The organism is Flavobacterium sp. (assembly GCF_035292545.1).
GTDB lineage: Bacteria > Bacteroidota > Bacteroidia > Flavobacteriales > Flavobacteriaceae > Flavobacterium.
Genome location: NZ_DATDPV010000043.1, coordinates 1 through 23,709, shown reverse-complemented (window position 1 = coordinate 23,709; position 23,709 = coordinate 1). Strand labels below are relative to the sequence as shown.

18 protein-coding genes and 2 tRNA genes are annotated in these 23,709 nt (G+C 35.0%); 10 read left to right on the top strand and 10 right to left on the bottom strand.

Translation table 11 applies throughout. From position 1 onward, the window contains the following. Positions 1 to 147: 147 nt before the first annotated feature. The 3 genes from VI621_RS07560 to VI621_RS07550 form a co-directional block, all read right to left on the bottom strand. The gene (locus VI621_RS07560; protein WP_324217772.1) at positions 148 to 1,056 is read right to left on the bottom strand and encodes a DMT family transporter; all 909 of its coding nucleotides are present in this window, start codon (positions 1,054 to 1,056) and stop codon (positions 148 to 150) included. Between the two features lie 86 nt (positions 1,057 to 1,142). Then, entirely contained in the window at positions 1,143 to 2,156 is a 1,014-nt protein-coding gene (galE, locus tag VI621_RS07555; protein WP_324217771.1) for a UDP-glucose 4-epimerase GalE, read from the bottom strand. Positions 2,157 to 2,197: 41 nt separating this feature from the next. Continuing rightward, on the bottom strand, positions 2,198 to 3,331 hold the full coding sequence (locus VI621_RS07550; protein ID WP_324217770.1) for a DegT/DnrJ/EryC1/StrS family aminotransferase: 1,134 nt from the start codon (positions 3,329 to 3,331) through the stop codon (positions 2,198 to 2,200). Between the two features lie 157 nt (positions 3,332 to 3,488). Here VI621_RS07550 and VI621_RS07545 point away from each other — a divergent pair, with 157 nt between their 5' ends. From VI621_RS07545 to VI621_RS07530, 4 genes are all read left to right on the top strand, one after another. Continuing rightward, entirely contained in the window at positions 3,489 to 4,730 is a 1,242-nt protein-coding gene (locus tag VI621_RS07545) for a 3-deoxy-D-manno-octulosonic acid transferase (protein WP_324217769.1), read from the top strand. Then, a complete protein-coding gene (locus VI621_RS07540; RefSeq protein ID WP_324217768.1) occupies positions 4,717 to 5,163 on the top strand; it encodes a GNAT family N-acetyltransferase in 447 nt (148 codons plus the stop codon). Before VI621_RS07545 ends, VI621_RS07540 begins: the two co-directional genes overlap by 14 nt. A gap of 22 nt (positions 5,164 to 5,185) precedes the next feature. Continuing rightward, positions 5,186 to 7,360, top strand: coding sequence for a S46 family peptidase (locus tag VI621_RS07535; RefSeq protein ID WP_324217767.1), 2,175 nt, complete (start codon positions 5,186 to 5,188; stop codon positions 7,358 to 7,360). A 193-nt stretch (positions 7,361 to 7,553) separates the two neighbouring features. Continuing rightward, positions 7,554 to 7,781: a hypothetical protein gene (locus tag VI621_RS07530; protein WP_324217766.1), complete on the top strand. Its 228-nt coding sequence runs from the start codon at positions 7,554 to 7,556 to the stop codon at positions 7,779 to 7,781. Positions 7,782 to 7,944: 163 nt separating this feature from the next. Here the strand turns inward: VI621_RS07530 and VI621_RS07525 are convergent, their stop codons facing one another. From VI621_RS07525 to mutS, 4 genes are all read right to left on the bottom strand, one after another. Beyond that, complete coding sequence (locus VI621_RS07525) at positions 7,945 to 8,292, bottom strand: DUF1508 domain-containing protein (RefSeq protein ID WP_324217765.1); 348 nt, start codon at positions 8,290 to 8,292, stop codon at positions 7,945 to 7,947. A gap of 164 nt (positions 8,293 to 8,456) precedes the next feature. Beyond that, a tRNA-Leu gene (locus tag VI621_RS07520) sits at positions 8,457 to 8,542 on the bottom strand. Positions 8,543 to 8,617: 75 nt separating this feature from the next. Continuing rightward, positions 8,618 to 8,690: transfer RNA gene (locus VI621_RS07515), tRNA-Gly, on the bottom strand. Positions 8,691 to 8,838: 148 nt separating this feature from the next. Continuing rightward, complete coding sequence (gene mutS / locus VI621_RS07510) at positions 8,839 to 11,445, bottom strand: DNA mismatch repair protein MutS (protein WP_324217764.1); 2,607 nt, start codon at positions 11,443 to 11,445, stop codon at positions 8,839 to 8,841. 161 nt (positions 11,446 to 11,606) lie between these two features. Here mutS and VI621_RS07505 point away from each other — a divergent pair, with 161 nt between their 5' ends. Then, a complete protein-coding gene (locus VI621_RS07505) occupies positions 11,607 to 12,065 on the top strand; it encodes a DUF1573 domain-containing protein (protein WP_324217763.1) in 459 nt (152 codons plus the stop codon). A 77-nt stretch (positions 12,066 to 12,142) separates the two neighbouring features. Beyond that, positions 12,143 to 12,673: an RNA methyltransferase gene (locus VI621_RS07500; RefSeq protein WP_324217762.1), complete on the top strand. Its 531-nt coding sequence runs from the start codon at positions 12,143 to 12,145 to the stop codon at positions 12,671 to 12,673. Positions 12,674 to 12,705: 32 nt separating this feature from the next. Here VI621_RS07500 and folK read toward each other — a convergent pair whose 3' ends face one another. Continuing rightward, on the bottom strand, positions 12,706 to 13,842 hold the full coding sequence (gene folK, locus VI621_RS07495) for a 2-amino-4-hydroxy-6-hydroxymethyldihydropteridine diphosphokinase (protein ID WP_324217761.1): 1,137 nt from the start codon (positions 13,840 to 13,842) through the stop codon (positions 12,706 to 12,708). Positions 13,843 to 13,979: 137 nt separating this feature from the next. On the opposite strand from folK, the gene sppA reads away from it, so the two are divergent. Beyond that, positions 13,980 to 15,743 carry a signal peptide peptidase SppA gene (gene sppA, locus VI621_RS07490; protein WP_324217760.1) on the top strand — a complete coding sequence of 588 codons (1,764 nt, stop codon included), beginning with the start codon at positions 13,980 to 13,982 and terminating at the stop codon, positions 15,741 to 15,743. 99 nt (positions 15,744 to 15,842) lie between these two features. Beyond that, complete coding sequence (locus VI621_RS07485; protein WP_324217759.1) at positions 15,843 to 18,452, top strand: AsmA-like C-terminal region-containing protein; 2,610 nt, start codon at positions 15,843 to 15,845, stop codon at positions 18,450 to 18,452. A gap of 64 nt (positions 18,453 to 18,516) precedes the next feature. Here VI621_RS07485 and VI621_RS07480 read toward each other — a convergent pair whose 3' ends face one another. Further along, complete coding sequence (locus VI621_RS07480; RefSeq protein WP_324217758.1) at positions 18,517 to 19,311, bottom strand: DUF2797 domain-containing protein; 795 nt, start codon at positions 19,309 to 19,311, stop codon at positions 18,517 to 18,519. Positions 19,312 to 19,440: 129 nt separating this feature from the next. Here VI621_RS07480 and VI621_RS07475 point away from each other — a divergent pair, with 129 nt between their 5' ends. Beyond that, positions 19,441 to 20,964 (top strand): GH3 auxin-responsive promoter family protein, encoded by a 1,524-nt coding sequence (locus VI621_RS07475; protein ID WP_324217757.1) that lies wholly within the window; start codon positions 19,441 to 19,443, stop codon positions 20,962 to 20,964. A 422-nt stretch (positions 20,965 to 21,386) separates the two neighbouring features. Then, entirely contained in the window at positions 21,387 to 22,970 is a 1,584-nt protein-coding gene (locus tag VI621_RS07470; protein WP_324217756.1) for an OmpA family protein, read from the top strand. A 69-nt stretch (positions 22,971 to 23,039) separates the two neighbouring features. On the opposite strand, the gene VI621_RS07465 is transcribed toward VI621_RS07470, so the two are convergent. Next, positions 23,040 to 23,709 (bottom strand): AAA family ATPase (locus VI621_RS07465; protein WP_324217755.1); only part of this gene is annotated, 670 nt, incomplete at its 5' end.

The following is a 23,709-nucleotide window of genomic DNA, read 5'->3' as shown; positions in this document are numbered from 1 at the left end:
CAGCTTTTAGCTTTTTTATGAAATAAAATCTGTAATGACCATTAAACGACTCAACTTCAAAAACTGAAGTTCCGAGTAATTTAAAAGCAGCAAAAATCCCAAACTATTATTTCGACAATTTGGGATTTTTTAATTATTATTGAACTTTTAATCATCAATCGGCTTTCGATTTTTCTTGTAATTTGTAATAAAAACACCCGTAATTATTAAACTTGTAGCTATAATAAAATCAAAAGTAACCACTTCATTTAGCAGCAGCCATCCCAAGAAAACGGCAATTATAGTATTGAAATAAGAAAGTATAGAAACCTGAACGGCTGATACTCTTTTTAACGCATAATAATAACAGAAAAATGCAATTACAGATCCAAAAACAGCCAGATAAATCACCGCCAGAATACTTGTCGCACTCCAAAGACTTACGTTAATGTTTTCAGAAAAAACAAACGCCAACACCAATTGAATAACTGTAGAAATCATAAATTGATAAAATAAATTCAGCGCAATACTTGTTGTTTTATGAACATGTTTTTTAGAATAAATAGTCCCTAAAGCCCAACCTAATATGGCCATTCCAATAAAGAGAATACCTTTCATATAATTGGGATCCAAAATATCACCCAAACCTTCCCTGAAAATAAAAAGAACACCCAAGAAACCAATGATAACTCCGACAAATCCTTTTAAACTGGGTTGTTGCAGACCAAATATAATGCTTCCGATAAATATTACCAACGGAGACAATGCACTCAATATTGAAGTCAGTCCACTTGGCAGGGTTTGTTCTGCAATGGTGGTAAAACCATTGGCAATTACAATCATCAAAATGGATGGAATCAGTTGTTGTTTAAAATTTTCCCAGCCAATCCAAACGAATTCTTTTTTATACAGTAGAATCATAAAAACAATCAAAGCGGCAATTCCTTGTCTTATGGAAGTCACAAACCAAGGCGGGATAGTTTCGACAGCAATTCGAATTCCGAAAAAAGTGGTTCCCCAAACAATCGCAACAGTAATTAAACAAAACAGTAATTTATAATCCGGACTTTGGTTCATTTTTTATAAGGCTATTTAAATTTAGAAATCCCAAATCATCAGTTTGACCATTTGGGATTTCTTATTTCTATGAAAATTGTAAATTCTTAAGAACGAATCTTCTGTTCCCATTTCCAAGCACTAGCCAGCGATTCCTCTAAAGTAGATTGAGCACTCCAGCCCAAAATGGTATTGGCTTTATCGGTATTGGCATAAGCCGAAGTAATATCGCCTTCTCTCCTGTCCACAATTTTATAGGGTAATTTTTGTCCGCTTACTTTCTCGAAAGTATGAATTACTTCCAAAACTGAACTTCCGGTTCCGGTTCCCAGATTAAAAGTTTCGACTTTAGCGGCATTCTTTTTATTCAATAGACGCTGTAAAGCCACCACATGGGCTTTCGCCAAATCAACAACGTGAATATAATCCCGGATGCATGTTCCGTCTGGAGTAGGATAATCATCGCCGTAAACCGACAATTCTTTTCGCAAACCAAAACCGGTTTGGGTAATAAACGGCACTAAATTTTGTGGTACTCCAATAGGCAGTTCCCCAATTTCAGCCGATGAATGCGCTCCAATCGGGTTGAAATAACGCAATAAAATAGCATTGATATTGGTTACCTTGGTCACATCGGTAATGATTTCTTCACCAATTTGTTTCGTGTTTCCATAAGGCGACATCGCTATCTGAATGGAGGCGTCTTCGGTAATCGGCATTTTTTCGGCTTGGCCGTAAACGGTACAAGACGAACTGAAAATAAAGTTGGCTTCCGGTTTTTGTTGTAATTCATGTAAAATGTAAACTAACGTATTGATGTTGTTTTCATAATACAATAACGGATTTTCGACACTTTCGCCTACTGCTTTGCTAGCGGCAAAATGAATGACTCCTGCAATATCAGTATGCCTTTGGAAGAAATCCTGAACAGACCCTTTTTCTCTTAAATCTAATTTTTCAAAAACGGGTGATTTTCCCGTAATGGCAACAATTCCTTTTAAAACTTCCTCCGAAGAATTAGAAAGATTATCGATGATTACAACTTCAAAACCTTCATTTTGCAATTCGACAACGGTATGCGAACCTATAAAACCTAAACCGCCTGTAACTAATATTTTCATGATACGCTTATTTGTGCATTCTTTAATCGGTGAGTTTTAAATTATCTGTTCAAGAATTCTAAAACGCTATCCGTAATAAATTTAATTTGCTCATCATCCAATTCGGTATGCATAGGCAATGAAATCACTTCTTTTACCAATTGATTGGTTACCGGAAAATTTTCTTCTTTATATCTTGAATCTAAATATGCTTTTTGCAAATGCAATGGAATTGGATAATAAATAGCACAAGGAATGCCTTTATCTAATAAATATTCCATCAAACCGAATCTATCGGCATCAATAATTCTTAAAGTATATTGATGAAAAACATGATCGTCACCGTTTAAATCAAATGCCGGAACTACTATATTGGCGTGTGCTGCAAAAGCATCATTATATTTTCGGGCGGCTCTTTTTCTTGCTTCATTATAGGTGTCTAAAAGTGGCAACTTCGCATTTAAGACTGCTGCCTGAATGCTGTCCAATCTCGAATTCACACCTACAATATCGTGATGATAACGCACATACATTCCGTGGTTTACAATCCCACGAAGTTTATGAGCCAAGGCGTCATCATTGGTAAATATAGCGCCACCATCTCCATAACATCCTAAATTTTTAGAAGGAAAAAAGGAAGTCGAAGCTACATGTCCAATGGTTCCAACTTTTCTTTTTACTTTATTTCTTGAAATATAATTGGCCCCAATAGCCTGTGCATTATCCTCAATAACATATAAATTATGCTCCTTGGCAATTTCCATAATCGCATCCATATTGGCAGCTTTACCAAATAAATGAACCGGAACAATCGCTTTGGTTTTTGGTGTAATCGCATTTTTAATGGCTTCAATAGAAATATTAAAAGTATCGATTTCTACATCGACCAAAACTGGTGTCAATTGCAATAACGCAATCACTTCAACGGTTGCTGCAAAAGTAAAATCAGCAGTGATTACCTCATCACCGGGTTTTAAATCCAATCCCATCATGGCAATTTGCAACGCATCCGTTCCGTTGGCACATGGAATAACGTGTTTTACATCGAGGTATTCTTCTAATGATTTTTGAAATTGGTGAACTTGCGGTCCATTAATATAGGTATTCGTATCCAAAACTTCTTGAATAGAATGGTTTACGGTTTCTTTGATACGTTCGTATTGGCCTTTCAGGTCGACCATTTGGATTTTTTTCATCTACTTTTTGTTAAAAATTTAAAGTTTAAAGTTTAAGGTTTAAGGCTTAGGAAAACCGACTTTATCTTCAAACTAAAAGCAAAAATAATCAATTAATGAATTAACACCAATCAAATTTATATAAAGAAAGTGTAATTTAGCAACCAATTCAACGCCTATGTTTTTTCTGTACAATCTAATGGTGATTTTCGCCTCGCAAATCCTAAAATTGTTGGCTCTTTTCAGTCCGAAAATGAAACTTTTTGTTGATGGCCGGAAAACAATTTTCACGACTTTAACTGAAAAAATCAAATCTTCAGACCAAACGATTTGGTTTCATGCCGCTTCTTTGGGTGAATATGAGCAGGGTTTGCCAGTGATTGAAAAAATCAAAGAAAGATTTCCCAACCATAAAATTGTTTTGACTTTCTTCTCTCCATCGGGTTTTGAAGTTCGCAAGCACAATACCGTTGCCGATGTAACTGTTTATTTGCCATTGGATACGAAAAGGAATGCGCACAAATTCGTAGAAATCGTTCATCCTGAAATGGCCTTTTTTATCAAATATGAATATTGGCCGAATTATTTGAATGAATTGAAAAAAGGTCAAATTCCAACCTATCTGATTTCAGGAATTTTTAGAGAAAATCAACTGTTCTTTAAATGGTATGGCGGGTTTTACAGAAAAGCTTTAAACACTTTCAGTCATTTTTTTGTGCAAAATTCAAAATCAAAAGAGTTACTCCTGCAACTTGGGAAAACAAATGTTACCGTTTCGGGCGATACCCGTTTTGACCGGGTTGCCGCAATTTTAGAAAAAAACAATACATTGGATTTTATTGCCGATTTCAAAAATGATACTTTGACGATTGTTGTGGGAAGTTCCTGGCCGAAAGATGAAAATCTACTTATTGATTTTATCAATTCGACACCTCATAAAGTGAAATTTATTATTGCACCACACAATATAAAAACGGAGCAAATTCAGCAACTGAAAAACAGCATTACTAAAAAAACAGTTTTGTTTTCGGAAAAAGAAAATGAAAATTTATCAGATTTTGATGTTTTCATCATTGACACAGTTGGAATTTTGACCAAAATTTACAGCTATGCCGATATCGCTTATGTGGGCGGTGGTTTCGGAAACCCGGGCGTACATAATATTTTAGAACCCGCCACTTTTGGTGTTCCGATTGTCATTGGTCCAAACTTTTCTCATTTTGCGGAAGCAATGGCTTTGGTCAATATGGAAGGTTGCATTTCGATTTCGAATCAAAAGGAATTGAATGAAACTTTTGAAAATCTGATTCAAAATGAAGACATTCGATATGAAAAAGGACATGTTTGCAGCACTTTCGTGCAGATGAATAAAAATGCGACAACTACTATTTTGAAACATATTTTAAATGACAACCTTTAAACCTTTAGAAAATTCGGATATTGAAATCATTGTTCAGATGCAGCACGATTTCTATGCTATTGACAATTATCCTATTGACACGGAAGTTTCAAAAAAATTGTTTTTCGAATTTATTGAAAATGAAAACCTCGGAAAAGCCTGGTTGATTTTGGAAAACAAAATTCCGGTAGGCTACGTCATTTTAACCTTTAGTTTCATGTTTGAATACCAGGGAAAAATTGGCATTTTAGACGAATTGTATCTTTCAGAAAAAGCGCGCGGAAAAGGAATTGGCAAAAAAGCGATTGATTTTGTCAAAACCGAAGCTCTTAAATTAAAGTTAAAAGTACTCTATCTTGAAGTCGAAAATCACAACGAAAACGCTCAAAAATTGTATATTGCCAGCGATTTTATATTCCATCACCGAAAATTGATGAAATATACTGTTAAATAAAAACCCCAATTAAATTACAACTATGAAATTTTTAAGAGTACTCCTTTTACTATTTGTCGTTCAAACTCAGGCCCAACAAGGCGGTATGTGGATTCCTTCGCTTTTGGAGGGAATGAATGAAAAAGAAATGAAAAGCCTGGGCATGAAAATGTCAGCGAAAGACATTTACGATGTAAATCATTCCAGTTTAAAAGATGCCGTTCCGCATTTTAACGGAGGTTGTACCTCGGAAGTAATTTCTCCTAAAGGCTTGATTTTAACCAACCATCATTGCGGTTTTAGTCAAATTCAGTCGCATTCTTCAGTAGAAAACGATTATCTGACCAATGGTTTTTGGGCCTATAAAATGGAAGAAGAATTGCCTAATGAAAATTTAGTGGTGACTTTTATCGTAAAAATAGAAGATGTAACGACTCAGGTTTTAAACGGTGTAGCCTCATTAACTTCGGAAGCTGAAAAACAAAAGAAAATTCAGGAAAACATTACTTCTTTGTCCAATTCCTTGCCTAAAGAAAGCTGGCAGGAAAATAAAATCCGCACCTTTTTTGAAGGGAATCAATACATGCTTTTCTTAACAGAAACCTTTAAAGATGTCCGTTTGGTAGGTGCTCCGCCATCGGCTATTGGGAAATTTGGTTCGGATACAGACAATTGGGTTTGGCCGCGTCATACCGGAGATTTTTCTTTGTTCAGAATTTATGCTGACAAGAACAACCATCCTGCAGCTTATTCAAAAGATAACGTGCCTTATACACCAAAACACTTCTTGCCTATTTCATTAGACGGAGTAGCTGAAGATGACTTTACATTAGTTTTTGGTTACCCTGGAAAAACGAATGAATACTTGCCAGCAGTGGCAATTGAGCAAATCGTAAAGGAATTGAATCCTGCAAAAATCGAAATCAGAGACCGCGCTTTGAAAGTGGCTGATGGTTTTATGAGAAAAGACAATGCGATTAAAATTCAATACGCCTCAAAATACGCAGGAATTGCGAATTATTGGAAAAAATGGATTGGCGAAACGCAAGGTTTAAAGAAATCAAATGCCGTTGCCATTAAAAGAGAAGCTGAAAAAGCATTCCAACAAAAAGTCATCAAGGCAGGAAAACAAGCGGAATACGGTAATTTACTTTCTGATTTTGAAAAAAATTATGCCGAAATCGCTCCTTATGCTTCAGCCAGGGATTATTTTATGGAAGTGGTTCAGAAAAACACCGAATTATTGAGCGTTGGCTTCAAATTATACCAATTAGAACAAGTTTACAACACTAAAGGAGAACAATCTTTTACCGATAGAAAAAACAACCTAGCAACCGGTTTGGACGAATTCTATAAAGATTTTAATGCAACTGTAGACAGAAATGTTTTTGAGCAATTGATTGAATTGTATGCTACAAAATCTCCGAAACAATTTTTACCTGCGAGTTTATCAAATGTAAATGCTAAAAAATTGACCGCAGACATCTACGATAAATCCAAATTAGTAAATTATAGCGGTTTGAAAGAATTGCTGACTGGCGATACCAAAACTGTTTTAGCTAATTTAAACAATGACAAAGGATACCAACTCGTAAAAGAACTAGCAGACAAATACAACAAAGAAGTAGCTCCAAAATACGACGAAATCAATTTAAGGATTACCGCTTTGCAACGCACCTATATGAAAGCGCAATTGGAATTGAATAAAGATTCCCGAATATTTCCGGATGCCAACAGTACTTTACGTGTTACTTACGGAAAAGTAAAAGGGTATGCGCCAAAAGATGCTACGTTATACACACCGGTAACGTATTTAGACGGTGTTATGGAAAAATACATTCCGGGTGATTATGAATTCGATGTTCCTTCAAAATTGATAGACTTGTACAATACCAAAGATTATGGTCCATACGGTGAAAACGGCAAAATGCCGGTTTGCTTTATCGGAACCAATCACACTACGGGAGGAAACTCAGGGAGTCCGGCAATTGATGCAAAGGGAAACCTTATCGGTTTGAACTTCGACAGGGTTTGGGAAGGAACGATGAGCGACATTTATTATGACCCAAGCATCTGCAGAAACGTAATGGTTGACATTCGTTATGTTTTATTTATTATGGATAAATATGCTGGCGCAAAAAACTTAATTAATGAGTTAAAATTAGTTCATCCAAAAAAGAGTAAGACATTGAAAAAGAAACGTTTCAGAAAAAAATAGCCATTTATAAGGTGTCAGAAATAAAACAGTTGAATTTTTAAATGTTTTTATGTTTTTGGCATAGTAATTGTAATCACCAGTGACGTTGCAATAGATTATTATTTTTGAAAAAAAAATTAAAAAATAATTTTACATATTAAAAAATTTATATCTTTGCATCGAATTAATAATTAACCTTTTATAATTAAGTAAGATGAAAAAAGTATTTTTAAGTTTAGCAGTTATCGCTGCATTGACAGTTGTATCTTGTAAACAAGCTGAAACAACTACTGACGAAACTGCTGTAGAAGCTACTGAAGCTAATGTAGAAGCTACTGAAGAAGCTGCTGTTGTTGCTGATTCAGCTGCTACTGAAGCTACTGATGCTGCTGCAACTGCTACTGATGCTGCTGCAACTGCTACTGAAGCTGCAAAAAAATAATTAGAATTTATTCTAAAAATTTTAAAGCCATCCGCGCAAGCGAGATGGCTTTTTTAATGATCAAAAATATCCTCTTCTTTTAAAAAGCGGATTCAGATATAAAAAAGAGCGCCATCAAAATTTTGATGGCGCTCTTTTTATTATATAAATTAATTTTAAAGATTTAATCCGGGAAAATAAAGTCGTCCTCTGAAAAATCCAATATTTCCGCTATTGAAGCATATTTAACAATTTCATCTATTCCTTTCTTTAGCCGCAACGAAGTAGTGTACTTCCTGCTTGTTGCAAAATGACAATCCCCAAACATCAATTTAAAAAAGAACTTCCCACTAGAGGACTTAAATTTTAAAAAGTCAGCTGATCCTATATCGCCTTTAAACTTTTCAATATCTTCTTCACATTCAAACTTAAGTTCATAACTCAAACTTGTAAAAACAATCTTTCCCTTTCTAGAAGTAAAAACAAATTTATACTCGTCGTTATATCTTTTACTAATTACAAAAGCGCCCATAATTTACTTGAAATGAATTGTATCATTAAAACCATACCGTAATGATGTTTTTTAGTTTACGCCAAAAAAATTACCCCCTTTAAGCGTTTTAATTAATGTTATAAAATTTGAATAGATTTATTACAAAATAAAAAAAGCTCCAAACATAGTTTGAAGCTTTTTAGTACTCAGAGCGGGACTTGAACCCGCACGAACATTGCTGTTCACTGGATTTTAAGTCCAGCGTGTCTACCAATTTCACCATCCGAGCATTATCTTTTTAAATGTTTGGATAATTTTTATAAAAAATTAATTAAATCCAACCATCCGAGTAATTTGGTGTTTGAGCGAAAAACGGGGCTCGAACCCGCGACCTCGACCTTGGCAAGGTCGCGCTCTACCAACTGAGCTATTTTCGCATTTCAATTTTTAGAAAGAGCTGCGATACTTGTTCCGTATTGCGGTGGCAAATTTAATACATTAATTCAATTATACAAGCCTTTTTTACAAAAAAATTACACTAAAAATTTAACCTTCTGATAACGTAACCTTTAATCTGAAAAAAAATTATTTCTTTGTTAACATTCTTTTGATTTCATTGAGCTTCATCATGGCTTCAATTGGCGTCAGCGTATTGATATCCAAATTTAAAATCTCCTCTTTGATTTCTTCCAATAAAGGATCATCGAGATTAAAGAAACTCATTTGCATTTCGTCTTTTCCTGATTTAATTCCGCTTAAAGCCTCACTGGAATGGTCTTTTTCTAATTTCTTCAACAACTTTTGAGCTTTCAGAATAACGGTTTGTGGCATTCCGGCCATTTTTGCCACATGAATTCCAAAACTGTGTGCGCTTCCGCCTTTGACTAACTTTCTAATGAAAAGCACGGTGTCTTTCAGTTCTTTTACCGAAACGTTGTAGTTTTGAATTCTTGGCAGCAAATCTGTCATTTCATTTAACTCATGATAATGTGTTGCGAACAATGTTTTAGGTCTCGACGGATGTTCATGTAAAAACTCCGCAATGGCCCAAGCGATAGAAATTCCGTCATAGGTACTGGTTCCTCTACCGATTTCATCTAATAACACCAAACTTCTATCGGAAATGTTATTCAAAATCGAAGCCGTCTCATTCATTTCGACCATAAAAGTAGATTCGCCCATCGAAATATTATCCGACGCGCCTACTCTGGTGAAAATTTTATCGATAATCCCGATTCTAACGCTATCCGCAGGGACAAAACTTCCCATCTGCGCTAAGAGCACAATTAATGCCGTTTGCCTTAGAATAGCCGACTTCCCAGACATATTTGGACCGGTAATCATAATCAATTGCTGCGTTTCCCGATCCAAAAAGACATCGTTGGCTATGTATGGTGTTCCAACCGGCAATTGTTTTTCGATAACCGGGTGTCTTCCGTTTTTAATTTCCAACTCAAATGTTTCATCTAATTCCGGGCACACATATTTATTCTCAATTGCCAATTGTGCAAAGGAGGTCAAACAATCCAATTGCGCGACTAAATTAGCGTTCAACTGTACTGGTTTGATATAAGTAGTAATCCAGGCAACCAATTGCTCAAATAATTCTAATTCCAGTTTATGGATTTTTTCTTCGGCGCCAAGGATTTTGGTTTCGTATTCTTTAAGTTCTTCTGTAATGTAGCGTTCTGCGTTGACTAAGGTTTGCTTACGAATCCATTCAGTCGGAACTTTATCTTTATGCGTATTCCTTACTTCTATATAATATCCAAAAACATTATTGAAAGAGATTTTCAAAGAAGTAATTCCAGTTCTTTCGGATTCTCTTTTTTCAATTCCTTCGAGATATTCTTTTCCGGAGGTTGAAATGGATCTCAAATCATCCAGTTCTTCGTTAATTCCTTTGGCAATCGCGTTTCCTTTTGCAATAGCAACCGGCGCATCCTGATTTAATGTGGTTTTAATTTTTTCTCGCAACAATTCACAACTGTGTAAACTGTCGCCAATAATTTTCATGGCTTCCTGCGGGCTGGCCAATGCTAAAGTCTTTATCGGAATAATCGCATCCAGGGATTCTTTCAAATAAACCACTTCACGAGGCGATACTTTTCCGGCAGCAATTTTAGAAATCAACCGTTCTAAATCAGAAATCTGTTTAATTTGATGTTGAATATTTTTTAAAACATCCTTATTCTCTTTTAAATAGGAAACGACCTCATGGCGATTTCTAATTTTATGAATGTCTTTCAATGGCAATGCCAGCCAACGTTTCAGTAAACGACCACCCATTGGCGAAAGCGTTCTGTCGATAACGTCCAATAGTGTAACTGCGTTCGGATTATAGCTGTGATATAATTCCAAATTCCTAATCGTAAACCGATCCATCCAGACATAAGCATCTTCGGCAATACGCTGAATGGCCGTGATATGCTGCACTCTATTGTGCTGTGTTTCGGATAAATAATATAAAATCGCCCCCGAGGCTATAATGCCTTCGAGCAATTCTTCAATTCCGAAACCTTTTAAGGATGTGGTTTGAAAATGATTCGTTAAGGTTTCAAATGCATAATCTTCTTTGTAAATCCAATCTTCGAGATAAAAATTATGATAATCCTCTCCGAAAATTTCTCTGAAATCATTCTTATTATTCTTCGGAATTAAAACTTCACTCGGATTGAAGTTTTGCAACAATTTATCGATGTACTCTTCATTACCCTGCGCTGTCAAAAATTCTCCGGTAGAAACATCCAAAAAAGAAATTCCAATATTTTTCTTGCCAAAATAGATTGACGCCAGAAAATTATTTGACTTAGACTGCAATACCTCATCGTTCATCGAAACGCCGGGAGTTACTAATTCGGTTACGCCTCGTTTAACAATGGTTTTGGTCATCTTCGGATCTTCGAGCTGATCGCAAATAGCCACGCGAAGTCCTGCTTTTACTAATTTTGGTAAATAGGTATTTATGGAATGGTGCGGAAATCCGGCCAAAGCAGTTTCGGTTTCAGAGCCTGCACCACGTTTGGTCAAGGTAATCCCCAGAATCTTAGAAGCACGAACCGCATCTTCACCAAAAGTTTCGTAAAAATCCCCCACTCTAAACAACAAACATGCATCAGGATATTTCCTTTTGATTTCATTGTATTGCTTCATTAACGGCGTTTCTTTGGGTAAATTTTCTTTGGCTGCCAAGGTTTTTCTGTTTAAAAAATGAGTAAAAAAATTATGACAGCGAATTTAAATATTTTATAATGAATAAAGAACAATAGAAAAATTAATTTAATTTTAAGACAAATTTATATTTTGATTTCTTTTTTTTATATAGATTTGCTATATCATTTAAAATAAACACAATGAAAAAAATATTTTTATTAGTAGCGCTTACAGTTTTAGGAGTAACTACTTCTAATGCGCAAACTGCAAAAAAAGCAACAAAAAAAGCGGTGGAAGCAAAAATTGCGACTCCAAAAGTAGAAGGAGCTGGAATGGTTTTCGAATCTGAAACTATTGATTACGGAACAATTGCACACAATGCTGATGGAAAACGTGAATTTGTTTTTGTAAACAACGGAAACAAACCATTAATTATTACTAACGCTACTGGTTCTTGTGGTTGTACAGTTCCAACATATCCAAAAGAGCCGATTGCTCCTGGAGCAAAAGCTATCATTGGTGTGAAATATGCTACTGACAGAGTTGGTGCATTTACAAAAACAGTGACTTTGACTTCCAATGCAGTTGAGCCAACTAAAACATTAACTATTAAAGGTACTGTTGCAGCTGATGCAAGTCCTGCGACTCCAAAAAGCTAGTACTTTATCCTATAAATACATCAAAGCTTCCTATAATTTAGGAAGCTTTTTTTATAAAATTATTTTATCAAAAAAATATGCGAAAGCTCGAAAACAGTGAATTAGAAAGAAAATCTATTGAAGATTTTAAAGAAGCACCAAAGACCCCAATTATCATTATTCTTGATGATATAAGAAGTTTGCACAATATCGGTTCGGTTTTCAGAACAGCGGATGCTTTTTTGATTGAAAAAATATATTTGTGTGGTATTACGGCAACACCTCCAAACAAGGAAATCCATAAAACTGCTTTGGGAGCAACTGAAACTGTAGCTTGGGAACATCACAAAGATGTTTTGGAAGTGATTGAAAATCTACAAAAAGACAAGGTCACTGTTTTAGCAATTGAACAAGTACAAAGTGCGGTTTTGCTTCAGGATTTCGAAGTTGACACTACTAAAAAGTACGCTTTGGTTTTTGGAAATGAAGTATTTGGCGTTTCTCAAAAAGCTGTAGAATTATGCGATGGCTGTATCGAGATTCCGCAATTGGGAACGAAACATTCATTGAATATTTCGGTAAGTGCCGGTATCGTAATTTGGGATTTATTTGCTAAAATGAAGTTTTAAAAAATTATTACAATCTTATTTTTCCGAATTATTTATTTGGCTGATTTTTTTTGAATCTCTTCTAAAATAAAAAGGTAATCACTCTGGTTTTTAACAAAATCCAAATCAGAAACATCAATGATTAAAACATTTAATCCAATTTGCGATTTGATATAATCCAGATAACCTTTATTGATTTTGTCCAGATATTCCGCCGGAATTTCCTGTTCGTAGGACCGGCCTCTTTGCTTGATGTTTTGCAATAACCTTTCCGTATTTTGATACAAATAGACATACAAATCGGGTTTTGGCATTTCTTTGTAGATGATTTCAAACAGCTTTCTATACAACCGAAATTCATCATCAGGCAGGGTAACTTTGGCAAAAATCAAGGATTTAAAAATGTGATAATCTCCCACCACAAAATCTTTAAACAAATCAAATTGCGCCAAATCGTCTGATAACTGCTGGTATCTGTCGGCCAGAAAAGACATTTCCAACGAAAAGGCATACCGGTTTTGATCTTTGTAAAATTTGGGTAAAAACGGATTATCCGCAAATCGTTCCAATACAATTTTCGCATTAAAATCTTCTGCAATATTTGTCGCCAACGTGGTTTTTCCCGCGCCAATGTTCCCTTCAATGGCAATATAATTGAATTGTTCTAAATGAAATTTATCTAATGGCGATTTCAAATCAGATATTACTTTACACTCACTTTTATCCTGACATTCCCTGATTAAATCTGAAATCGTTTTGTTCAAAATCGGATGAATAATATCCAACTGCAAGTCCATCATCGGCAACAAAACAAACAACCTGTTTTGCATTTGCGGATGCGGAATCTGGAGGTTTTCGGTTTCAATTATTTCATCATTAAAACTTAATATGTCAATATCAATCGTTCGTGCCTGATAACCCAGTTGGTTTTTCCGGACTCTTCCTAGTTTTTTTTCAATTTTGAGAATCGCCGACAGTACTTCTTGCGGAGATTTGTTCGTATGAATCGCAACCGCACCATTATAGAACGCATCGCTTTCAAAACCCCAGGAAGGCGTCTCATACAACTTGGATACCCTTATAACAGTCCCGATTTCCTGATGTATCAAATCGACACATTGCTTTATGTTTTCAAGTCTTTCGCCCTGATTACTTCCTATCGATAAAATGACCTGATTTTGCGATTTCATATTAACCACAAATTAACTAAAAGAATTTTAGAATAGAAGTATATTTGCAAAGACTGTTGATAAATTTATTTTTCACGATTTCTGATTGTCATTAGTAACATTTTTAACAATAGTAAGTCTTATTATAAAAAAATTATATGAAATTTTTAGGAAATGTATTAGCCACCATTGTGGGATTATTTGTGTTTTGTATGTTATTCTTTTTTGGAATACTACTAATTGCAGCCATTTTTGGCGGAAGTTCAGATAACGTTGCTGTCGAAAACAATTCGGTTATTGAACTGGACTTGTCAAAAATAAAAAATGATTATGCCGGTAAATTCAACTTCAAGGATTTCGATTATTTCGAAGTGAATCATAACGGTTTATCCGATGTAATTCGTGCCATTAACGAAGCAAAAACAGATAACCAAATCAAAGGAATTTCAATTTTAAATGATGAATCTCGTTTAGGAATGGCGCAAAGCAAAGCCTTAAGAGATGAATTGGAGGATTTTAAAAAATCAGGGAAATTCGTTTTGGCTTACTCGAATACTTATACTCAAAAAGAATATTATTTGAATTCCGTTGCCGATACGATTTACATTAATCCTGTTGGGGAATTGGAATTTAAAGGATTGTCTTCAGAGATTTTGTTTTTCAAAGATTTCCAGGATAAATCAGGACTAAAAATGGAAGTGATTCGTCACGGAAAATACAAAAGCGCAGTGGAACCCTTTCTTGAAAATAAAATGAGCGATGCAAATAGAGAGCAGATTTCGGCATTATTGAATTCCGTTTGGAATTCGGTGGTAACTGACATTTCAAAAAGCAGAAATATTTCTGTTGCCAATCTGAATCTTATCGCTAACGGCCTTTTGGCCCGAACACCCGAAATGGCAAAAGCACAAAAATTAGTCGACAAAATCGTTTACGAAGATGTTTATCACGATGACATCAGAAAAATATTAAAGGTCGACAAAGATGAAGATTACAACAAAATAAGCATTTTAGATTATACTGAAAACGTAGCTACAACCTCTAAAACGCACAAAACCAAAAATAAAATCGCCATCATTTATGCGCAAGGCGAAATTGGAAGCGGTGAAGGCGATGTGAATTATATTGGCGAAGGTTCGATGCGTCGTTCTTTACAAGAAGCCCGAAAAGACAAAAATGTAAAAGCCATTGTATTGCGAATTGACAGTCCGGGCGGAAATGCACTGACGTCAGATTTGATTTGGAGAGAAATTGAACTGACTAAAAAAACAAAACCCGTTGTTGTTTCTATGGGAAATTTAGCTGCTTCCGGCGGTTATTATATTGCGTGTAATGCCAATACTATTTTTGCCGAAGCCAATACCATTACGGGTTCGATTGGTGTTTTTGGCACATTGCCTAATTTCGCGCAATTGACCGATAAAATCGGAATCGATGTCGAACAAGTAAACACCCATGAAAACGCAGCGGATTACAGTGTTTTCAGACCATTGGATGACAAATTCAGAGCCGTAACGCAAGAAACTGTGGAACGAATTTATAACACTTTCGTGAATCGCGTGGCCAATGGCAGAAAAATGACTTTCGCACAAGTGGACGCCATTGCACAAGGAAGAGTCTGGTCTGGTACTGAAGCTATAAAAATTGGACTAGTGGATAAAATCGGCGGAATGGATGATGCATTGAAACAAGCGGCAAGTTTGGCTAAAATCAAAAATTACAAAACCCAAAACTTCCCGGAATACGAGAAAAATCTAATGGATTTATTGTCCAATCTTGGCGTTCCATTTATAAAATCGAAAGAAAGTTTTATTAAAGAAGAAGTTGGCGAAGAAAACTATAGAGTGATCGAGCAAATTCGAAGAATGAGTGCCAAAAAAGGCGCACAAACGCTGATGCCTTTTGAAATTAATATAAAATAGACACCCGAACATGTTCATTTTAAGCCAACTTATTTATTATTTTTTAGATAAGTTGGCTTATTATTTGATAAATTAGCCATAGTCCAAAATTTCACAACCATGATAAAGACCATTTTTAAAATATTAGGAATCCTTATATTACTGCTTACGGTATCCTTGTTCGCTATTCCTTATTTTTTCAAAGATCAGATAAAAGCAAAAATCACCGCAACCATCAATAAAAATCTGGACGCAACGGTTGCATTTGCCGATGCTGATTTGAGTTTATTCAAAAGTTTCCCCCAAGCCAATGTCACGATTGATAAATTGAGCATCATCAACAAAGCGCCATTTGCAGGAGATACTTTGGTTTATTTGGGCGAGTTGAATTTAAAAATGTCTATCAAAGAACTATTCAAAGGTAAAACGGAACCGATGAATATTGAAGCGATTTCTTCTAAAAACGGACTGATTAATATCATTTACAATAAAGACGGGATTGGAAATTTTGATATTGCCTTAAAAGACCAAGACGAAAAAGGAGGTAAAAGCGATCCGTTAACATTGAAAATCAAAGAATACAATGTCGAGAATTACACCTTTAAATATTTTGACGAAAGTTCGAAAATCAAAATGGTGATTGACAGCATAGACCATTCGGGAACGGGTGATTTTGCTTCTTCCAAATTAGATTTGGTTACAAAATCTACCGCAAAAATGTCATTAGACATGGACAAAATCAATTACATGAACAAAGTGCCCTTGACATTGGATGCGATTTTGGGAATTGATTTAGACAAAAGCAAATACACTTTTAAAGAAAATAAAGCGCTGGTAAACCAATTGCCATTGGAATTCGATGGATTTATTCAATTAGTCGACGCAGGTCAGGAATATGATTTGAAATTCAAAACACCAACATCATCGTTCCAAAACTTCTTAGGATTAATTCCTTCGACTTATGCCGGACAATTAAAAGACGTGAAAACAACTGGGGATTTCACCGTTTCCGGATTTGCAAAAGGATTATATTCGGACACCACTGTTCCTAAATTCAATGTGGCCATAGCTTCCAATAATGCCTCCTTCAAATATCCGAACTTACCGAAGACTGTACAAAATATCATTATTGATACAAAAATCATCAATGAAACGGGGATTCTGAACGACACGTATGTGAATTTGGATCAATTATCATTCAAAATTGATCAGGATGTTTTTAATGCAAAAGCCAATATTAGAAACATTACCGCAAATCCTTTGGTAAATGCGGCTTTAAAAGGAACCATCAATTTGGCGAATGTATCAAAAGCCTATCCGATAAAAATGGATCAGACTTTAACAGGGATTTTGAATGCGGATGTTGTGACGAAATTCGACATGCAATCAGTAGAAAAAAGTCAGTATGAGAATATTGACAATTCAGGAACGATGAGTTTGTCCCAGTTTAATTATACCGATGTGAACGGAAAAACATTGCATATCAATCAGGCATTAGTTCAATTCAATCCAAGTCACGTGAATTTACAACAATTTAATGCTACTACTGGTAAAAGTGATTTGAACGTAACAGGGATTTTGGAAAATTTCTATGGCTTTATGTTTAAAGATCAAGAGCTAAAAGGAAACTTCAACATGCAATCGAATCAATTGTTGGTTTCTGATTTTATTACCACGGAGGAAGCACCAAAAGGCGGTACGAAAACTAAAGAAGCGATGAAAATCCCAGCTTTTCTGAATTGTTCGCTTACAGCAAAAGCCAATACGGTAATTTATGACAATCTGACTTTGAAAGATGTTTCAGGAAAATTAATCGTGAAAGATGAAAAAGTAACGTTACAAAATGTAAAAACATCCATCTTCGGAGGAACAATCGGGGTAAATGGCGATGTTTCGACAAAAGGGAAAACACCGGTTTTCAATATGGATTTGGGTTTAAATTCGGTTGATATCGCCCAGACTTTTACTCAATTGGATATGCTGAAAAAAATTGCACCCATTGCCGGAATAATTAATGGGAAGCTAAACTCAACCATCAAATTATCAGGGAATTTAGATGCTAAGGAAATGACGCCTGATTTAAAAACCATCACAGGAGATTTATTAGGCCAATTGCTTTCTACTACTATAAATGCACAGAATTCTCAAATATTAACTGCTTTAAGTTCCAACTTAAAATTCATTGACCTCAGTAAATTGAATTTGAATGATTTAAAAGCAGCCATATCCTTTACAGACGGAAAAGTAAACGTGAAGCCTTTTGATATCAAATATCAGGATATCAAAATTAATGTCGGGGGTTCTCATGGCTTTGACCAAAGTATGAATTACAATGTGAAATTTGATGTCCCGGCCAAATATATGGGGCCAGAAGTGAATAAATTCATTGCCAAATTAAGTCCGGCAGATGCCAAAAAAGTAGAAAATGTTCCAATCAATGCTGTCCTGACGGGGAATTTTAAAAACCCAAAAGTTACTACTGATATGAAACAAGCGGTAAACAACCTGGCCACACAATTAGTCAAACAACAAAAAGACAAATTGATTAATCAGGGAACCACTGCTTTAGGCAATTTGCTGAACAATAACAATCCGAAAGACACTACAAAAACTGGAACACCTACAGCACCGGAAAAAGATATTAAAACCCAGGCAGCAGATGTGATAAAAGGATTGTTTGGAAAAAAGAAAAAAGAAGAACCGAAGCCGACACCGACACCGACACCTTAACCATATTATAGAATAAATTAAAGAGAACGCCTAACCCATTTTAGAAATGAATTAGGCGTTTTTTTTATACCTCAATCTTCACCACATACCCTTCATAATTCCGGATATTAAAAACTGTTCCGTTTTCAAAGATTAAATATTGTCCTTTAATCCCCATCAGTTTACCTTTGAAGTTGGTTGTATTTTCTAAATTCAAACTGTTGATTTTTTTCGGGTATTGCAACACCGGATATTCCATAACATAAACGTCATTTTTTTGCAAATAAAAATATTCCTGAACCTCAGCCGGAATTAAATTTTCCAACTTCAGCCGTTCTTGAATTAAATCTACTTGCTCAACCTCATTCTGAAGCATTTTTCGCCAATTGGTTTTATCGGCATAATGATTTTTTAACGCTACTTCGGTAATCCCGGCTAAATACCTGTTAGGAACTTCTACGACCGCTAAAGCTTCGGTTGCGCCCTGATCAATCCAACGCGTAGGCACTTGTGTTTTTCGGGTCACCCCTACTTTCACTTCGCTTGACAAAGCCAAATAGACAATATGAGGCTGCAACTGCACTTTTTCCTCATAAGCCAAATCCCGATCCTGAATACCAAGATGCGCCGTGCTCAGTTCAGGTTTCATAATCCAGTCCCCTACCGATGCGCTACTGTAAAAACAGTCATAACAACATCCCTGACGGTAAATTTTCTTCTTTTTCCCACAATTCAAACATTGATACCCTAAAAAAGTAATTTCAATTTCTTTGTTTAATAACTGATTGATATTCAGAAAATTATTTTCGAAAATTAAATAATATTGAATAGGGTTTTCAAACTCCGTTTGCATTTTTGTAAGTACACCTTCGTAAGTCATTTGAGAATTAGGATTTGAGAATTAGGATATCTTTAAATTTTTGTTATTTTTGATGAAGTTGTAAAGTTATGGTTTTGTAATCAGATTTTTCAAATCGCAATTCCTAAATCTAAAATCCGAATTTAATTTATGGCACTATCAATAATCAATTCCTTTGCCTCATGGTTTTTAAAACAACGCATTCATCAGATTGAATTGTTTTTAAAATATCCAAACGAAGTACAGGAAGAATTGCTGATGAACTTATTACGTTCCTCAGAATACACGATTGTTGGCAAAAAATACGAATATGCTTCCATAAGATCCTATAGGACTTTTTCAGAAAGGGTTCCAATTTCCACTTATGAAGATCTCGAGCCTTTGATTGAGCAAACCCGCAAAGGAGAACAAAATGTTTTTTGGAGTACCCCTATAAAATGGTTTGCTAAATCCAGCGGAACCACTAATGCTAAAAGCAAATTCATTCCTGTCAGTAATGAAGCGTTAGAAGATTGTCACTATAAAGGAAGTAAAGATTTATTGTGTTTGTATTTGAATAACAACGAAAATTCGGAGCTTTTTACTGGTAAAAGTCTACGCCTTGGCGGAAGCAAACAAATTTACCAAGACAACAATACCTTTTTTGGAGACTTGTCCGCTATTTTAATTGAAAACATGCCGATTTGGGCAGAATATAGCAGTACCCCAAGTAATAAAGTTTCACTGATGAGTGAATGGGAAACTAAAATAGCCGCCATTATCAATGAAACCAAAAATGAAAATGTAACCAGTTTTGCCGGCGTACCTTCCTGGATGCTGGTACTGATGAATAAAGTTCTTGATGAAACAGGCAAAGGAAATTTGCTGGAAGTTTGGCCAAACCTGGAAGTTTATTTTCATGGCGGCGTGAGTTTTGATCCATACAGAGAGCAATATCAAAAAATATTACCCAAAAAAGATTTCAAATACTATGAAATATACAATGCTTCCGAAGGTTTTTTCGCGATTCAGGATCAGAATGATTCGAATGATTTATTATTGATGTTGGATTATGGTATCTTTTATGAATTTATCCCGATGGACACTTTTGGGACTCTAAATCAAAAAACCATTCGATTATCGGAAGTGGCATTGAATAAAAATTATGCTATCGTAATTACTACAAATTCTGGCTTATGGCGTTACATGATCGGCGATACCGTTCGTTTTACTTCTTTAAATCCTTATAGAATTCGGGTAACCGGAAGAACAAAACACCATATCAATGTTTTTGGTGAAGAATTAATGGTTGAAAACACCGATCAGGCTATTGCCAAAACCTGTCAAATTACCCAAGCCGAAGTAGTCGATTATACTGTAGCTCCCATTTTTATGGTTGACAAAGAAAAAGGCGCTCACGAATGGGTGATTGAGTTTAAGAAAGAACCGGCTGATATTGCCACATTTCAAAAAGTGCTTGATGAAATGTTACAAGCCGCAAATTCCGACTATGAAGCCAAACGTTATAACAACATGACACTTAATCCGTTAATATTGAATGTTGCAAGGCCAAACTTATTTTATGATTGGTTAAAAAATCAGGATAAATTAGGAGGTCAGCATAAAATTCCGAGATTGTCGAACCAAAGAGATTATTTGGAACAGTTATTGGACATGCAGATTTGCATAAAATAGCAAAAAATGAAAAAAATACTTTTAGTTGCGTTTGTCCTTACTATTTTGGTCTCCTGCGGTCCTCACCGAATGAAATGTGGTCCGGGAAGAAGATGCATGCAAGTTCCTGAAAAAGAAATAACTACCGTAATAAGGGATGTGTAAAAAATCCTATCCCATTTCCTGATTAATTCAGTTCATTGTACATTAAATAAAAAGAGCCTTTTTCTAGCGAAAAGGCTCTTTTTATGTTACTCCATTTTTTTTAAAAAAACCACTTTTAAAACAAATATCATTAAAAAAGTTATTTTATCCTGTTAAATCTACAACAAAGATGTATTTCGTCGACTATTATTGTCACTTGTCTAAAAAATAGTTTAAAAATCAAACAATACTATATTTTCGTGCGGTAAAAAATTTAACCCTCTATTGACTTTTATTTAATGAAAAATATTACTGTAGTATTAGTATTTCTTATAAGCCTTTCTGCACTTGCCCAAGACTCATTTCAAAATAATGAAAACCCTACTGCATTCAATGATACAAAACCAGGAGTTATTGAAAGCAATTTAAATTTCATTTTATCTAATACTGGCATTAACACCAAATTATCCGAAGTAGGTTCTGCCTTTTTCAAAAACAAATATATCATGTATTCGTCAAGAAAAACAGGAGAAATTGGCGCTGGAAGGGACAATGCTACCAACGAACCCTACACCAATTTGTATTGTTTGGATATAGATAAATATGGGAATCTCTCTAAAGCATTATTCTTTTCAAGACTAATTAGATCCAATGGAAATCAAGGCGGATTGACTTTTTCTCCTGATGAAAATATAATTTATTACACTAAAAGTGAAAAAGAAAACGCCAGTAACTATCAGTTATACAAATCTGATTTTGACCCGGTTTGCAGATGCAAATGGATAAATGAAGAACCAGTTGCTTTCAACAGCGTCAATTATTCAATCGAAAACCCGGTGGTAACTTCTGATGGAAAAAAAATGTATTTTTCATCAAATATGCCAGGCGGTTTTGGTGGTTATGATATATATGTAGCTGAAATCAATGAATTTGGAGATCCTGAAAATCCAATCAACTTAGGAAAAGACATCAATACTTCTGGTAATGAGACCCATCCATATATTTCTCGAAATTTAAAAACCATTTATTTTTCTTCAAATGGCCACAATGGTTTTGGTGGACAGGATGTGTTTTTTTCAAAAATTAAAAAAAATGGCTTTACTGTTCCTTTAAATTTAGGCAAAACCATCAATACTGCTGGTGACGAAATTGCATTTATTTTGGCTTCAAAAAGCTATGGCTACGTTTCTTCTAACAGAGTAAATACAGTTGGATCATTTGATATTTACAAATTTGAATTTGTGGAAATCGACTTAAAACTAAGCGGAATTGTTCATGAAACTATAAGTAAAATAGCTTTACCAAATGCTAAAATCACTTTACTGGATGATGAAGGAACGGTAGTTGACGATCAAACAGTTGGTGAAAATGGTATTTTCAATTTTGACATTGAGCCTTCACAAAAATATACCATCGTTGCAAATAAGGATGGCTATGAAAAATTTGAAAAACCGATTATTACTTCTGACAAAGGAGATTCAAGAATTGACATTGCCTTAAATCAAGACAAACCTTTAATTGTTGTAACAGAAAACAAAACGATTATTTCAATTGAGAAAATTTATTTTGATTTTGATAAATCAACTCTAAAAAAAGAATCCACTTTGTCTTTGAACAAAATCGTGAAAGTATTGTCTGAAAATCCAGCAATGAAAATCAATATCAATGCACATACTGATAATAAAGGTTCTGATAAATATAATTTAGTACTATCAGAAAAAAGAGCGCAGGAAACCAAACTTTACCTTATTAAAAACGGGATTGATGGCACCAGAGTTAACGCAAAAGGGTTAGGCGAAACGCAATCATTGTCTAACTGCAAAGAAAACTGCACCATAACTGAGTTAGATGCTGACCGACGTGTAGAATTTATCATTCAATAAAAATTCATCTGTTTAATTCATAAAAAAATCCTGCAATTGCAGGATTTTTTGTTTTTTATAAAATGTTATTTATGAAGCAATTTCCAATCGTTTCAATAAATTTTTACTGAGCGTGTGTTGGGCATATTCTCTGTCGATAGTCAAAATTTTCTCGTCAGAACTTGGCAAATCATACATCGCATCGGTAAGGATAGCTTCACATAAAGAACGTAATCCACGAGCGCCTAATTTGTACTCCAAAGCTTTATCTACAACAAAATCCAAAGCTTCTTCGGTAATCGTAAACTCAACATCATCCATCAAAAATAATTTTTGATATTGTTTGATCAAGGCATTTTTAGGTTCCGTCAAAATGGCTCTTAAGGTTTCTCTGTCCAAAGGATCCATGTGTGTTAACACTGGCAAACGACCTATAATTTCAGGAATCAATCCAAAATCCTTGATGTCTTTCGGAATGATGTATTGCAGTAAATTGTCTTTGTCAATATTGTCCACATTTTTTGAGGTACTGTATCCAACAGCCTGACGGTTCAATCTTTTTGAAATGATTCGTTCGATGCCATCAAAAGCACCCCCGGCAATAAACAAAATATTTTGTGTATTGACTTCTACGAATTTCTGGTCCGGATGTTTTCTTCCTCCTTTTGGCGGAACATTGACAACCGTACCTTCCAATAATTTCAACAAGGCTTGTTGCACGCCTTCTCCCGAAACATCACGAGTGATGGATGGATTATCC